At 50.7% G+C, this 13,840-nt stretch carries 16 protein-coding genes and 1 tRNA gene; 14 read left to right on the top strand and 3 right to left on the bottom strand.

All coding sequences use genetic code 11. From position 1 onward, the window contains the following. Positions 1-23 precede the first annotated feature (23 nt). The 7 genes from infA to Q0482_RS01465 all read left to right on the top strand — a co-directional run bounded on the left by infA (position 24) and on the right by Q0482_RS01465 (position 3,696). Positions 24-245: a translation initiation factor IF-1 gene (infA, locus tag Q0482_RS01495; protein WP_008859824.1), complete on the top strand. Its 222-nt coding sequence runs from the start codon at positions 24-26 to the stop codon at positions 243-245. A gap of 16 nt (positions 246-261) precedes the next feature. Then, positions 262-375 carry a 50S ribosomal protein L36 gene (rpmJ, locus tag Q0482_RS01490; protein ID WP_008859825.1) on the top strand — a complete coding sequence of 38 codons (114 nt, stop codon included), beginning with the start codon at positions 262-264 and terminating at the stop codon, positions 373-375. Positions 376-397: 22 nt separating this feature from the next. Next, on the top strand, positions 398-775 hold the full coding sequence (rpsM, locus tag Q0482_RS01485; RefSeq protein ID WP_299142497.1) for a 30S ribosomal protein S13: 378 nt from the start codon (positions 398-400) through the stop codon (positions 773-775). A gap of 18 nt (positions 776-793) precedes the next feature. After that, the gene (gene rpsK / locus Q0482_RS01480) at positions 794-1,183 is read left to right on the top strand and encodes a 30S ribosomal protein S11 (RefSeq protein ID WP_008859827.1); all 390 of its coding nucleotides are present in this window, start codon (positions 794-796) and stop codon (positions 1,181-1,183) included. Positions 1,184-1,243: 60 nt separating this feature from the next. Beyond that, complete coding sequence (locus Q0482_RS01475) at positions 1,244-2,236, top strand: DNA-directed RNA polymerase subunit alpha (protein ID WP_291057830.1); 993 nt, start codon at positions 1,244-1,246, stop codon at positions 2,234-2,236. A gap of 21 nt (positions 2,237-2,257) precedes the next feature. Continuing rightward, positions 2,258-2,599 carry a 50S ribosomal protein L17 gene (gene rplQ, locus Q0482_RS01470; RefSeq protein ID WP_291057828.1) on the top strand — a complete coding sequence of 114 codons (342 nt, stop codon included), beginning with the start codon at positions 2,258-2,260 and terminating at the stop codon, positions 2,597-2,599. 149 nt (positions 2,600-2,748) lie between these two features. Then, the gene (locus Q0482_RS01465; RefSeq protein WP_299142492.1) at positions 2,749-3,696 is read left to right on the top strand and encodes a DUF805 domain-containing protein; all 948 of its coding nucleotides are present in this window, start codon (positions 2,749-2,751) and stop codon (positions 3,694-3,696) included. Positions 3,697-4,113: 417 nt separating this feature from the next. Here Q0482_RS01465 and Q0482_RS01460 read toward each other — a convergent pair. Both Q0482_RS01460 and Q0482_RS01455 read right to left on the bottom strand, forming a co-directional pair. Further along, a tRNA-Cys gene (locus Q0482_RS01460) sits at positions 4,114-4,189 on the bottom strand. A 146-nt stretch (positions 4,190-4,335) separates the two neighbouring features. Then, on the bottom strand, positions 4,336-5,781 hold the full coding sequence (locus tag Q0482_RS01455) for a glycosyltransferase family 39 protein (RefSeq protein WP_299142490.1): 1,446 nt from the start codon (positions 5,779-5,781) through the stop codon (positions 4,336-4,338). Positions 5,782-6,002: 221 nt separating this feature from the next. Between Q0482_RS01455 and Q0482_RS01450 the strand changes: the two genes are divergently transcribed. From Q0482_RS01450 to Q0482_RS01425, 6 genes are all read left to right on the top strand, one after another. Then, entirely contained in the window at positions 6,003-7,496 is a 1,494-nt protein-coding gene (locus tag Q0482_RS01450; protein WP_299142488.1) for a HAMP domain-containing sensor histidine kinase, read from the top strand. Beyond that, a complete protein-coding gene (locus Q0482_RS01445; protein ID WP_299142485.1) occupies positions 7,465-8,154 on the top strand; it encodes a response regulator transcription factor in 690 nt (229 codons plus the stop codon). The genes Q0482_RS01450 and Q0482_RS01445 overlap by 32 nt, the downstream gene beginning before the upstream one ends. 149 nt (positions 8,155-8,303) lie before the next feature. After that, positions 8,304-8,456, top strand: a complete 153-nt coding sequence (locus Q0482_RS01440) for a hypothetical protein (protein WP_008859835.1) — start codon at positions 8,304-8,306, stop codon at positions 8,454-8,456. A gap of 125 nt (positions 8,457-8,581) precedes the next feature. Beyond that, positions 8,582-9,502 (top strand): LysR family transcriptional regulator, encoded by a 921-nt coding sequence (locus Q0482_RS01435; RefSeq protein WP_299142482.1) that lies wholly within the window; start codon positions 8,582-8,584, stop codon positions 9,500-9,502. Between the two features lie 73 nt (positions 9,503-9,575). Further along, a complete protein-coding gene (locus tag Q0482_RS01430) occupies positions 9,576-10,547 on the top strand; it encodes an AEC family transporter (RefSeq protein ID WP_299142479.1) in 972 nt (323 codons plus the stop codon). Between the two features lie 8 nt (positions 10,548-10,555). Continuing rightward, the gene (locus Q0482_RS01425; RefSeq protein ID WP_291057815.1) at positions 10,556-11,536 is read left to right on the top strand and encodes an AEC family transporter; all 981 of its coding nucleotides are present in this window, start codon (positions 10,556-10,558) and stop codon (positions 11,534-11,536) included. 160 nt (positions 11,537-11,696) lie between these two features. Here Q0482_RS01425 and Q0482_RS01420 read toward each other — a convergent pair whose 3' ends face one another. After that, the gene (locus Q0482_RS01420) at positions 11,697-12,275 is read right to left on the bottom strand and encodes an ECF transporter S component (RefSeq protein ID WP_299142477.1); all 579 of its coding nucleotides are present in this window, start codon (positions 12,273-12,275) and stop codon (positions 11,697-11,699) included. A 208-nt stretch (positions 12,276-12,483) separates the two neighbouring features. On the opposite strand from Q0482_RS01420, the gene Q0482_RS01415 reads away from it, so the two are divergent. Then, positions 12,484-13,569, top strand: coding sequence for a PLP-dependent aminotransferase family protein (locus Q0482_RS01415; RefSeq protein ID WP_299142474.1), 1,086 nt, complete (start codon positions 12,484-12,486; stop codon positions 13,567-13,569). The last annotated feature ends 271 nt before the right edge of the window (positions 13,570-13,840 follow it).

Below are 13,840 nucleotides of genomic sequence, written 5' to 3'. Positions count from 1 at the left end.
TATGTAAGCCAAAGGAGGCTCTCATGAGCAAGGCAGACGTTATTGAAGTGGAAGGCAAAGTAGTAGAAAAGCTTCCAAACGCCATGTTCCGTGTCAAACTGGAAAACGGCGGCCATATTGTGCTGGCTACTATTTCCGGCAAAATGAGGATGAATTTCATCCGTATACTGCCCGGGGATAAAGTAACAGTGGAATTGACGCCCTACGATTTAGAGCACGGCAGGATTACCTATCGTTACAAGTAAGTAAGGAGGAACCAAGATGAAGGTCAGACCGTCCGTCAAAAAGATGTGTGACAAGTGCAAGATCATCAAACGCAAAGGCCGTGTAATGGTCATTTGTGAAAATCCGAAGCATAAGCAGAGACAAGGTTAATTAAAAGGAGGTTAAAGAGTAGATGGCACGTATAGCTGGTGTAGACTTACCAAGAGATAAGCGCGTTGAGATCGGCTTAACTTATATTTATGGAATTGGCCCCACTCTTTCCAAAGAAATCTTAAACAAAGCAGGAATCAATCCTGATATCCGTGTGAGAGATCTCACAGAAGATGACGTTGCAAAAATCCGCAACGTTCTGGCTGACTACAAAGTCGAAGGTGATCTCCGTAGAGAAGAATCCCTCAACATTAAGCGTCTGGTAGAAATCGGTTCCTACAGAGGCAGACGTCATCGTGAAGGCCTGCCGGTACGCGGACAGAGAACAAAAACCAATGCCCGTACACGCAAAGGTCCGAAGAAGACAATTGCAGGCAAGAAGACTGCAACCAAGAAGTAATGTTGAAGGAGGGATATAATGGCTACGGTAAAAAGTAAAGCAAAAAGAAAAGAAAGAAAACATGTAGAATCCGGTGCAGCTCATATTCGTTCTACTTTCAACAACACGATTGTAACGATTACTGACTCCAACGGCAACACCATTGCCTGGGCATCTGCTGGCGGACTCGGATTCAAAGGCTCCCGTAAGAGCACACCATTCGCAGCACAGATGGCAGCTGAACAGGCTGCTAAAGTGGCTATTGACCAGGGCATGCGTTCCGCTGACGTATTCGTCAAAGGACCGGGTGCAGGCCGTGAAGCCGCAATCCGTGCACTGCAGGCAGCAGGCATTGAAGTCAGCAGCATTAAGGACGTCACCCCGATTCCTCATAACGGCTGCCGTCCTCCGAAACGCAGAAGAGTATAATTAAGGTATATCCTTTCTGTTTCATTTTGGCGCCGCAAGGCGCAGAAGGAGGACTTTCGGATGATCGAAAATACTAGCTTCACAATTAAGACTGTGGAACTCAGCGATGACAAGCGTCATGGCAAATTCGAATGCGAACCACTCGAAAGAGGCTATGGCATCACCCTGGGCAACAGTTTACGACGCGTGTTGCTTTCATCTTTAGACGGTGTGGCTATTACGTCTATCAAAATCGACGGCGTGCTTCATGAATTTTCTACTATCAACGGCGTCAGAGAAGATGTAACAGATATGATCCTGAACCTGAAGAAGATCCGTTTCATCGCCCACGACGAAGCGACCTTCCCCATCACCGTTCGGATCGATATCACTAAAGAGGGTATTTTCCATGCCGGTGACATGGTTTTACCGGCTGAAATAGATGTTCTCAACAAAGATCTGGCCATCTGCACCCTGGATTCCGATGCCCATCTGGGCATGGAAATGACCATTAACCGTGGACATGGCTATGTACCTTTCACAAAGAACAAGAGAGAGGAAGACGTCATCGGCGTTATCCCCATCGACTCCATTTATTCTCCTGTTGTTAAATGCAATTACGAAGTCAGCGATACCAGAGTAGGCAACGAAATGGACTATGACAAGCTGACCCTGGAACTGGATACCGACGGCTCTGTCAATGCGGACGACGCAGTGGCAACAGCTGCCAACATCCTCATCAGCTGCTTTGAAAACTTCTGCAAAATCGGCATCAGCCAGCCCGGCACCGAAACTGCGGAAGGCGAAGCAGAAGAAGAAAGCCCCGCTCCCGCTCAGGATAAAGTCAATGAAGACGCAGTCCGCGCCCTCCCCATTGACGAACTGGAACTTTCTGTCCGTGCATTCAACTGCCTGAAGAGAGCCGAGATCAATACCATCGGCGAACTGACAGACAAGACAGAAGATGAATTGACCCGTGTACGCAACCTTGGTAAAAAATCGGTAGATGAAATCAAAGAAAAACTGGCAAACTTCCGGGATTACGGACTTCATCTCAAAGATTCCAAGGATTGATATAGTTATAGGAGGAAAGAAATGGCTCGTAGTAGATTGAGAAGAGTCAGCGGCGCCCGCAAGGCCCTGCTGCGCAGTCTCGTAACCGCCCTTTTCCAGCATGGCCAGATTAAAACCACTGAATCCAAGGCCAAAGAACTCCGCCATGTAGCTGACAAGATGATCTCCCTCGCTAAGAGAGGCGATCTCCATGCCCGCCGCCAGGCTGAAGGTTTCATCATGGACAAGGCTGTTACAAAGAAACTGTTTGATGAAATTGCAAAGAAATACACAGAACGCAACGGCGGCTATACCCGCATTGTGAAACTGGACGGCCGTCTCGGCGATAACGCTCCTGAAGTGATCATCGCCCTGGTTGACTGATTTCCTGTGTCATAAGAAAGAACCGGTGAATCCTCGCCGGTTCTTTTTTTATGAATGAAACGAAAAGCAGGGCCGCTTTTTTCTCCCTGCCTCTCATGGTACAATAAATAGAAACGTGGAAAATCCCTATTTCAAAGGAGCGAATCTACATGAACATGGATTTTGATATACCTGATATTACAGAAAATGCAGGCAAAGCAGCCATCGGCGGAAAACACAGGAAACCAAGAAGAGCGGGAAAAATCCGTCTCGGCGACAGTCTCAGAAGCATTTCCAAAGAATACACCGCCACCAGGGAGAAGAAGGACGAAGACAAGCATATCGAATTCTACTCCCTCTCCGAAGGAGAAGAGAAATTCTCCTTCTACGGAAAAGAAGTATCTATCATCGGCGTGTGCATCCGTAATAAGAAAACCGCCGCCATTTACATGGAACTGCCGGCGGGGGAAAGAAATGATTTCATTAAGACCCTCTCCGAATCGGAAGGAACAGGTGAAGAAGCAGCAGGCATGACTATTTTCGCAGACACCGTCACTTCCATCTTCGTCACGAAACCGGAAAAGGGAGAAAAGGTGGTTACCATCGCCCTCATGGACAGCGAGGAAGCTAAAGTGCTTTCCGATAACGAAGCCATTGAAAAGGAAGCGGAAGAAGCGTCCAAAGGGGTAGGTCATAAAATTTTCCAGACCTACTTCAATCCCGTAGGCCGCATGAGCCGCCGCTCCTACATCCCCAAAATGCTGGGCGCCGCCATCCCCGCCGCCATCCTCTTCGGATTTACCTGCTTTCGGCCGGAACTCTTTGTAGGGGACCTCAATGTGTACATCTTCACCTTCCTGGTGGTAGGCACCCTCTGCTTCATCTCCCTCATCAGCCTGGCCATGCGCCGCCTTTCGGACATCGGCCTTTCCCACCTCTACTACTGGCTATTTTTCCTTCTCCTCTTTGCCATCAACCAGCTGGGAGGAGACTTCCTGGGAAGCCAGCTCATGGCTACCAGGGTAGTGGCGGTCATCTTCATGGCAGCAGTTATCCTCCTTGCCTTCTTCCCGGGAGAAAATAAAAAGAACAAGTACGGCCCCGTGCCGAAGGAGTAAGGAAACTGCTGTCAGCTGTCGGCTTTCCGCTGGTGATTTTCCTGTATTCCCGAAAGCAGGAAGACGACAGACTATCAGACGTCAGTATTTCCGTTGAATATCGTTATCCTTCGCTGCCCTTAGAATGATGAGTGAGGCGGGAAGAAAAGCACGTAACGTATGCCGCTTCGCGGCTTATATACTCATCGCCCCGAAAGGGCGATACCACAACCCTCAGCGCCATAGGCGCTGTTAAACCTAAGAACCTTAAGAACCCACGGGGCCAAAGGCCCCATCCCCCTTTGGTGCCTGCGGCACCACCTTTCCCCCGCAAGCGGGGGGACAATACATATAGGCATTGAACCCTCTGAACCCTGCCATGCAGTGGCTCCATACACATCAAAAAAGCTCCTGAAAACTCAGGAGCTTTTATATTGCTGGAGGCGGTGCCCGGAGTTGAACACGGGGATAAGGGCCTTGCAGGGCCCACGCCTTAGCGCTTGGCTACACCGCCATAGGATTGACTCATATAGTATATCGCTTTCTTTCGAAAAAGTAAAGGAATTTTATTATGAGCCAGATGCCGATTCAGGGCCTATGAATGATAAAAAGAGATAGAAATACTCCAGGGTCCTGATTTGGACCCTGGAGTATTTTGGCTTACCGCAGCCAGAGGCTGTATTCACCGGATACATTGATGCGGTAGGAATCCAGGTTTTCGTTATAGGCTATGAGGAAGGGGGAACGGTCATTATCTTTGGCGATCAGGATGGCGTTCGGGTCATTGGCCAGTTTTTCTTCAGCAATGAAGGGCATCACGTTCTTTGCATTCCAGGAAAGGGTGCCCGGTTCCATGGATTCGATCTTATCGCCCTCTTCGGCCCGGTAAATGGTCTTTCCGCTGTAGAATACGGCGGAGGTCCGGTAGGTATCCAGAAAGGCAATGGTTTTGCCTTCCGTATCCATATGGGCCAGGGCTTCTCCCACTTCTTTGCCGGAATGGTTCAGCATAATGGAAGGAGCCACGGTGAGGGCCAGTACAGAATAGAGGACCCCGAGGGCAAGGCCCGCTTTCTCGATGCGGAAAGAGATGTCTTTATAGAGAACTCCGGTGAGGATGGACAGGGAGAACAGGGCAGGGAAGGTATAGGTGGTATACTTGGTAGCCACGAATTCGAAGAAAATAAAGACAACGAAAGCATAAATCAGGAGAAGTTGGGTAGCATCCCTGGCGCTTCGAAGATCCAGTTTCTTTTCTTTCCACCGGCGGTAGAGGGACCAGGGAACAAAGAAGCTCCAGGGGGCAAATCCGGCGAAGTAAATAATGATATAGAAATACCATTTATTATGGGAAGGATGCTCGGACACCGTGGCCCGGAGGAAGTTATGGACGCCGATGAAGTTCAGCAGGAAATCACTGCCGTGGAGGTAGCACATGGTGCCGTACCAGGCACCGGCGATGACGGTAAAGAGGGCCAGCCCCGAAAGAAGGTGGACATGGGCCATTTCCCGGAAGTCTTTCTTATAAATCAGGAAAAGGAAGCATCCCAACCCCGGGAGAAGCAGTCCGATGGGCCCCTTGGTGAGGGTGGCGAGAGCTGCAAAGACGTAGCAGAGGTAGTAGTACTTCCGGTTTTCCGTGTACCCCAGGTAGAAGAAAGCAACGGCGCCGCTCATAAAGAGGAAGAGGGTGGAGTCGGTAATCACGGCTTTGGAGAGAACCCAGCATTCCACGGAGGTGCCAAGGATAATAGCGGAAAGCCAGCCCACCTTTTCCCCGTAGGTCCGGCGGCCGAACCAGTAGGTGAAGAGGACTGAGGCGGAACCCAGGATGGCAGCGGGCAGGCGGGCGGCCATTTCGTTGAATCCAAAGAGGGCAAAGGATAATGCCAGTTCCCAGTAGTAGAATATGGGCTTGTCGTACCAGTAGCGGCCATAGATCTGCGGGGAAATCCAATCGCCGGACAGTACCATTTCTTTGGCAGTCAGGGCATAGTTGGATTCTGCCGTGTCCGTAACGGCAAGGAACTGGTTGCCCATAAGATAAATAATCATGGTGAAAAGGAACAACGTCCAATAGGGATGGGAACGAAGGTTTTTTATCATTTTTTCCTCCAGTAAGTATGAAATCAATTTCTCTATCCATAGCCTACAGGAGCGAAGTAAATGATTTTATATTAAAGTATAAATAAATCCTAAACTGGGAAAATGGAGCTTGCAGGAATCATGGGGATTTCTTATGATAAAGGAAATTACAGGATCAGGGCCCCGCTGATTCCCTCTACTTAGCTGCGGCCAGCGGGGTGTTGAAGGTAGGTGATTCATCGGTGAATATACGAAAAAGCCTGATTTTATCCCATATAGCAGTATGCATACTTCCTCTGTTCATGACCCTTTTTGTGGTGGCCTCCTGTTTTGCAGGCCTCATGATGTATGCGGCCAGCGGGAACCATGTCATGGCAGAAAGCAGCTTCCAGTTCAATGTGGTATCTAATACCATAAAGACCGCTGTTTTCCATGGCATCCGGCACAGGGAAGATGTATCCCATTATGCCTGGGTCATGGAAATTATGGATCCCCTCCAGACCTACGTGGCTTTGGAAAAAGATGGAAATCTCATCTACAGTTACGGGAATGAAAAGTACATATCCGAAGCCAGGGCCCTTGATGAGACCGGCATCCGCAGGGAACTGGATGACCGGCAGGGAAATAGCAGCTACAGTATGACCGATGGAGATCGGTACTATTTCCTGGATAAGGAAATCATTCGGAATGAAACATACCATCTGTACACCATTGCCCATCATCCCCATGCCAGAAGTGATGCGGCCATTGAAAAGGCCTTCCGCGCCATGAGCCGTTTTATCCTCCTGGCCCTGGCAGTCTTTATCCTGATTACCAGCTATCTCCTTTCCAAGTTTATCATAGGCCGTATCCTTTCTCCCCTGAAGGATCTGGAACAGGGGGCCGGGGAAATCCGGAAAGGAAACCTTTCTGTCCATCTGGTGCATCATCGGCACGATGAATTCAGCCCGGCCATCGAGGCCTTCAATATGATGGCCTGGCGGCTGAAACGGTCCCTGGAGGAAAGGGAAGAGGAGGAAGAAAAGCGGAAGGAACTGATTGCTTCCATTTCCCATGACATCCGGACACCCCTTACTTCTATCAAAGCTTACGTGGAGGGGTTGGAAGACCACGTGGCATCTACGCCGGCCATGCAGGAACGGTATCTTCAGGTCATCCATAAGAAGGCGGACGTCCTGGAACGGATGGTGGAGCAGCTGCTCCTCCTGACCAAGATGGACATCGGGGAAAGGGCACTGCCCCTGGAGACAGTGGACCTGGGAAGCCTTACGTCGGAGTTTCTGGAGGAAAACCGGGTAAACTGGGAGAAGAACGGCGCGGAGTTTACCTTCCATGCTGAAGAAAATGTATCTGTGGCCGGCAGTCCCCTCCTCATTGAACGGATTGTGGAAAATCTCATATCCAACAGCATCAAGTACAAGACCGATGATGTGGTTCATATAGAGGTGGATGTAAGAAAAGAAGGGACAGAGGCAATCCTTTCCGTGAAGGATGATGGCCCGGGAGTGCCGAAAGAATCCCTTGGACGGCTGCAGGAAGCCTTTTACCGCACCGACAAGGCCAGGAGCCGGACGGAGAACGGAAGCGGTCTTGGCCTTTCCATCGTGGCAAGGGCTGCGGAGCTGATGAAGGGAAAAGTAGAATTTAAAAACAGGATGCCCCATGGACTGGAAGTCATCCTGACATTACCTTTGGAGGTTAAAAATGGCAAAACGGATACTGATAGTGGAAGATGATGACGATATTGCGTCCATTGAAAAGGATTATCTGGAAGTGAGCGGCTACCAGGTGACGGTGGAGGAAAACGGCACGGCTGGCCTCACGGAAGCGCTGACGGGGGACTATGACCTCATCCTCCTGGATGTCATGCTGCCGGGGATGGATGGGTTCCAGATTGTAAGGAAACTCCGGGACAAGGTGGATATTCCCATTATGATGGTGACGGCCAAGAGAACGGACATTGACAAGATCCGGGGCCTTGGCTTCGGGGCCGATGATTACATAGAAAAGCCATTCTCCCCGGGGGTGCTGGTGGCGAAGGTGAAGTCCCAGCTGGCCCAGTACGAAAGGCTGAAAGGAAAGGCAGAGGAACGGAAGAAAATTTCCATCAGCGGCATTACCCTGGAGCCCGATACCCACCGCATTTTCGTGAGGGGAGAGGAAAAGGTGCTGCCTAATAAGGAGTTCCAGCTTCTGGAGTTCCTCATGGTTCATGCGGATGTGGTGTTCAGCAGGGAGTCCCTGTACACCAGGATCTGGGGCATGGATTCTTTGGGAAATACGTCCACTGTGCCGGTACATATCAATCGTCTCAGGGAGGCGGTGGAGGAGGATCCTTCCGACCCGAAGCATATTCTCACCATCTGGGGCGTGGGGTATAAGTTTAAACCCTGAGGCGCCATGGCCTTTTGAGAACTAAAAAACAAGGGATGATTGTAATAATTACATAAATCAACAGTTGGATATTGTGACCAGAAAATTCTATACTACCCATAGAGGAAAGATAAAGAGTTCCTCATGAGTATAGAAAGAAGGTCTTTCATATGAAAAAGAATCTGAGCAGAGAAATCATGGGTGCTGTGAATGAAATGGGTAAGGAAAGAGCCATTGTGCTCTGGTTTGCCCGCCGCAGAATGTATCGGGCTGATGAAATTTGCCATATCTGCGGCATTGATCTGGCTTTCCACCTGTGGTAACCATCTGAGCGGCAGGAAAAGACAGGGAAGTTCTTCTTCCCTGTTTTTCTGCTGTTTTCATTGAACAAATCCTGTTTCCTGCGGTATACTGTATGCAGTCAAATTGGACTGTAAATGGAGGGCCCATGAATTTTCAGAGTATTTCTTATTTCATCATGCTGGCCAGGGAGAAAAATTTCACCAGGGCGGCGGAGAAACTTCATATGACCCAGCAGGCTCTGTCGGCCAGTATGGCTTCACTGGAAAAGGAATGGGGCATGCCCTTTTTCCTTCGCCATGTGCCGTTGGAACTGACCAATGGCGGGCGGGTTTTCTATGAATATGCCCTTCGCCTGGCGGATGAGGAAGAAGAGCTGCGCCGTGCCCTTTCCGATGTGGCTGATAATCAGAGAGGCACTCTTCGTATCGGTACAGGATTTATGAGGGAGCGGGAAATCATGCCTGCCCTTTGCGCAGAATTTCGAAAGCTCTATCCGAAGGTGTCCTTTACGCTGGTGGAAAGCAGCAACACCGATCTGGAAAAGATGGTGCGGGAAGGAGACCTGGACCTGGCGGTGGCCCGTTTCGGCAAAACGATGGAAGGCATTGTGACAAGACCTTTCTATGAGGAACATATTGCTTTTCTGGTATCGAAGGAGCTGCTTTTCAGCCGTGGTTTTTCGGAGGATGATATAGAAAGTCTGGCCCATTCCCATCTGGAATCCATGGAATCACTCCGGTCTGTTCCCTTCGTCGTGACCAGCCGGGACAATGTGGCAGGCGAGGCAGCTGCCGGTTATCTGGACAGGGCTTCCTTCAAACCGGAGATTGCTGCTTCTTCTGATAACATGGGGACCCTCATTGATTTAAGCATGAGGTCCGTGGGCGCTCTTTTCTGCCCGGCCAATATGATTCACTGGAATGCAGAGGCAGCTTCCCGGGACATGGTGCGCATTGATCTTTGGGAAACGAAGTATACCATTTCGTTTGGATGGAAACGGAAGAGTCCTTTCTGGTCTATCCGGGAAGCCTTCATGGAGTATGCGGTCCATTCCATTCGGTCATAACCGGCTCTTTTCCTGAACCGATTTTTACATAAAAATAAAACCAGGGATGCTTTGGCATCCATAAGGGGGTACCATGATTCTTTTTTCCATTCTGTGGAATGATATTCTTCCACTTTTCGTTTTCATCGGGGCAGGATGGTTTCTGGACAGCCGGTTTAAAATCGATATTGCCACCTACAGCCGTCTCACGGTGATGGTGGTGCTGCCTTGTTTCATCTTTTCCAGTATGTATCAGTACCAGGGCAGCGGGGCAGATATGGCGGTCATTCCGGCGGCCATGATCCTTCTGCTTTTGATGTACCTGCTTTCCGGCGTTTTTTCCAAATTTCTTCCCCTTTCCAGTGAAGAGCGGGATGAGTTCAAGGCGGTGTCCACCTTTTCCAACTCCGGCCACATCGGGGCAGCGCTGGTGATGCTGATTTATACCCATCCTCCCTTTGCAGAAGGGGCGTCCCATCCCTTTCTGGCAGAGGCCATGGGCACCATGGCTGTGCTTATGATCCTCATGAATATGGCGGTGAACGTATTCGGCGCCGCCCTCATTCGCAGCCGGGGCGCTTCGGCGGCGGACGTATTGAAATATCTTTTCCGGATGCCCGCCCTTTATGCGGCCATCCTGGCGGTGCTTGTCCGTATGGCAGGCATTCCTCTGGAACATAGTTTCCTGTGGCCGGTGCTGCAGCATTTCAACGGCGCTTTCATCGTCCTGATTACGGTAACTATAGGGCTTGAGCTCCACCGGAGCCGTTTGGCAATGCCAAAGGCGGCGGATTTCCTGTCCGGAGCGTTAAAGCTGCTCCTTGCCCCTTTCCTGGCTTTCTGCCTTACGATTGGATTTTCCGATTTCCTCAGCCCCGTGGCGAAGCAGGTGTTCTTCCTTTATGCCGCCATCCCATCGTCCATGGCCCTCATTATTTACAGCGTGGAATATAAGAACCATCCCGATTTCGTCACCCGGTCCGTACTCTTCAACACCGTGGCAGGCGCAGTGACGGTGACTGTCATGATTTATCTTTCCCGCATTCTTTTCCCTGTGGCCATGTAAGGAGGCATATGATGGCATTTTTACAGATTATTTCCGACAATATCCTGCCTCTTCTGGTGTTCGTGGCCATCGGCTACTTCCTGGACCGGCGCTACCATATGGACGTGGCGTCTCTCACCAAGCTCACCTTTTATGTGGTGCTGCCCTGCTTCATTTTCTACAGCATTTATGTGGCCAAGCTGGATATGGCCATGCTTCACGTGTTCCTCCTGTCCTTTGCCCTCATGTTCATTCTGGGATTCATCGGCATGGCGGTAGGAAAGGTGAGGGGCTTTTCCACGGCCAAAACGGAGGCTTTCAAGAACGGCACCATGTTTTCCAATAACGGAAATATCGGTATCGCCCTGATTGCCCTGGTATTTTCTAATTCGCCCTACATTGTGGATGGCAAGACCCCCTATCTGACCGTGGCCGGTGCGGCAGCCACCATGATGCTGGTGCAGATGAATATGTGCCTTAATACCCTGGGCCTTTACCAGGCGGGGAAGGGGCGGCTCAGCCCCCGGGATGCCCTGTCCGTGGTATTTCATATGCCCGTCATCTATACGCTGGTGGCGGTGTTTGCCATCAAGTATTCCGGCTTTGACATGACTGCCACCTTCCTCTGGCCTATTTTCCAGAACTGTGCCTCCGCCCTGGTGGCCATCGTCATGATTGCCCTAGGCATGCAGATTCACAGGAGCAGGATTTCCTTCGGTGATGTGGATGCCTGGCTGGGCTGCTTCGTGCGCCTTGTCATGGGGCCGCTGGTGGCATTCTGCCTCATCCACGCATGGCGCTTCATGGGCATTGCCTTTGACCCTGCAGTGAGCCAGACCATCCTCATCATGTCCTCCGTTCCGGCGGCAGTGAATTCCGTGCTTTACGCCGTGGAATTCCATAACTGCGAAGACTTTGCCACGGAACTGGTGATGATGAGCACCTTTTTGTCCTGCATTACCATGACCACCACCATCTACCTGGCCCGTATCCTGTTCCCTATCCTGTAGATGGATATGAGGCGCAGTCACAGGGAAGTGAGTATGGTAACGCTGCTTTTATCATCATTGCACAAAGGGCAGTCCACCACCCTTTGAACCATAGGGCTTTTAAACCAACTAAAAAAAGGACTATGAAGAAATATGACATTTCTCCATAGTCTTTTTTATTTCAATACTTTCCATCAATCAGTTTCTTTACCTTTTCATCCAGCTTCAGTTTCCATACCAAGAAAGGGCCGCAGATGACGCCGAAAAGGGCCTGCAGGATTTCATAGGGGAGCTTGATCCAGGCATAGGCAGGAGTGCTGTACACATAGGCCCGGCCCAGGGAATAGCCTGTCACCATAATGACTGCGCCTACCAGTACTGCAGAAGCCACGCCCAGAAAACGGTTTCCCTTAAAGCAGTGATGGGCCATATAGGAAATCGCCATGGCCTGGAGCCCGTGGGTCACAAGGGATACGAACATGGGCAGGGGATAAAAGAAGAAATCCCCCAGGAAGGCACCGACGCCGCCTACCAGAAAGGCACCGGCCGGGTCAAGAATGAGGGCGGCGGTGACGATGATGATATCATTGAGATACAGATGGCCGCCGGGCACCGGCAGGCCGAAGGAAGACAGGGCCACGTTCATAGCCATAAAAAGACCGCAGATGGTGAGCCACCTTGTATTGTGCCGGCTGTGGACTGCCGGCAGAGGGTCTATGCAGTTTTCATGAATCATAATCAGCGCTCCTTTGCATTTCATTATGGTATGAATTATAATATGAAACTGAACTTATTGAAATCACCAGAAAGATTCAAAAAAATATAACCAGAAGACCGCTGGCCGCTATCAGCTATCCGCTGACCGCTGTCCCCCCTGTCCCACTATTCCCCTGTCCCACTGTCCCACTAGAACACTAGATCACTAGTTCACTAGTTCACTAGTTCACTAAGAAAGAAAGGAGCCGACCATGACCGGCTACATGAAACTTTACACAGCCCTTCGCGAAAAAATTACCGGCGGCGTTTACACCTCCGGCAGCAGGCTTCCCTCCAAGCGGCAGCTGGCCGACGAATCCGGATACAGCGTGATTACGGTGGAGCATGCTTATGAGCTTCTGACGGAGGAAGGATATGTGGAGCCAAGGGAGCGGAGCGGCTACTTTGTGATTTACAAGGAAAGGGATGCCTACCCTGTGTCCGAAGGGAGAAGGGAAAGACGGAGGGCGGCGGAGCCGGTGGCAGTGGAGCGGCGGGATGAAATGGAGCGGGATTTATTTTCTTTTTCTGCCTTTGCCAGAACCATGCGGAATGTGCTTTCTACCTACGGGGAAAAAATATTAAATCCATCGCCTAATCAGGGCTGCCGGGAGCTTCGGGAGGCTCTGGCATCCTATCTGGCCAGGAGCCGGGATATGCATGTACCGCCGGAGGGAATCATTATCGGATCCGGGGCGGAGTATCTCTATGGCCTCAATGTGCAGGTGCTGGGAAGGGACCGTGTATACGGGCTGGAAAATCCGTCCTATGAAAAAATCCGTAAGGTTTACGAGGCCAGCCAGGTGGAGGTGGAAATGCTTGCCATGGGAAAGGAGGGCATAGAGTCAAAGGAGCTGGCGAAAAGCCGGGCCTCTGTGCTCCATGTGACCCCCTTCAACAGCTTCCCCTCCGGCATTACTGCCAGTGCATCCAAGCGGGCGGAGTATATTCGCTGGGCGGAGGAAAGGAAGGGATTCATCATTGAAGATGATTTTGACTCCGAATTCACCCTTCTTTCCAAGCCCGAGGACACCCTCTTTTCCCTTGCGCCTTCAGGGCCGGTGATTTACATGAACAGTTTTTCCAAAACCATTGCCCCCTCCATCCGGGTGGGCTACCTGGTGTTGCCGGAATCCATGATTTCTCTTTACCGGGAAAAGGTGGGCTTCTATTCCTGCACCGTGCCGGTATTTGACCAGCTGGTGCTGGCGGAATTCATTGAAAGCGGACAGTTCGAGCGCCATATCAACCGGGTGAGGAGGAGAAGAAGAAAACTGGAAGCCATGAGAAAGCGCTGATTCCCCTGCTTTTCAGATGAAAATGACCATGCAAAAAGGACTGTGAAAAATGGCAATCATTTTTCACAGTCCTTTCCTATATTGTTTAGTGGGCTGGTGGGCTAGTGTACTAGTGTACTAGTGGGCTGGTAAGCAGGTATTGCCGCCGCAGGCATCTTTTATAATCATTGGGGCTGTGAAAAAATGTAAATCATTTTTTCACAGCCCCTTTTTGACATCAGCTGCCGCAGGCAGCTGACCCCTTCCGGCTCGCTGCGCTCGCCACCCACCC

Origin of the sequence: uncultured Dialister sp. (assembly GCF_937959425.1) — a bacterium.
Taxonomy (GTDB): Bacteria; Bacillota; Negativicutes; order Veillonellales; family Dialisteraceae; genus Dialister.
The sequence above is the reverse complement of the archived record's forward strand: the minus strand, read 5'-3'. Positions and strand labels throughout refer to the sequence as shown.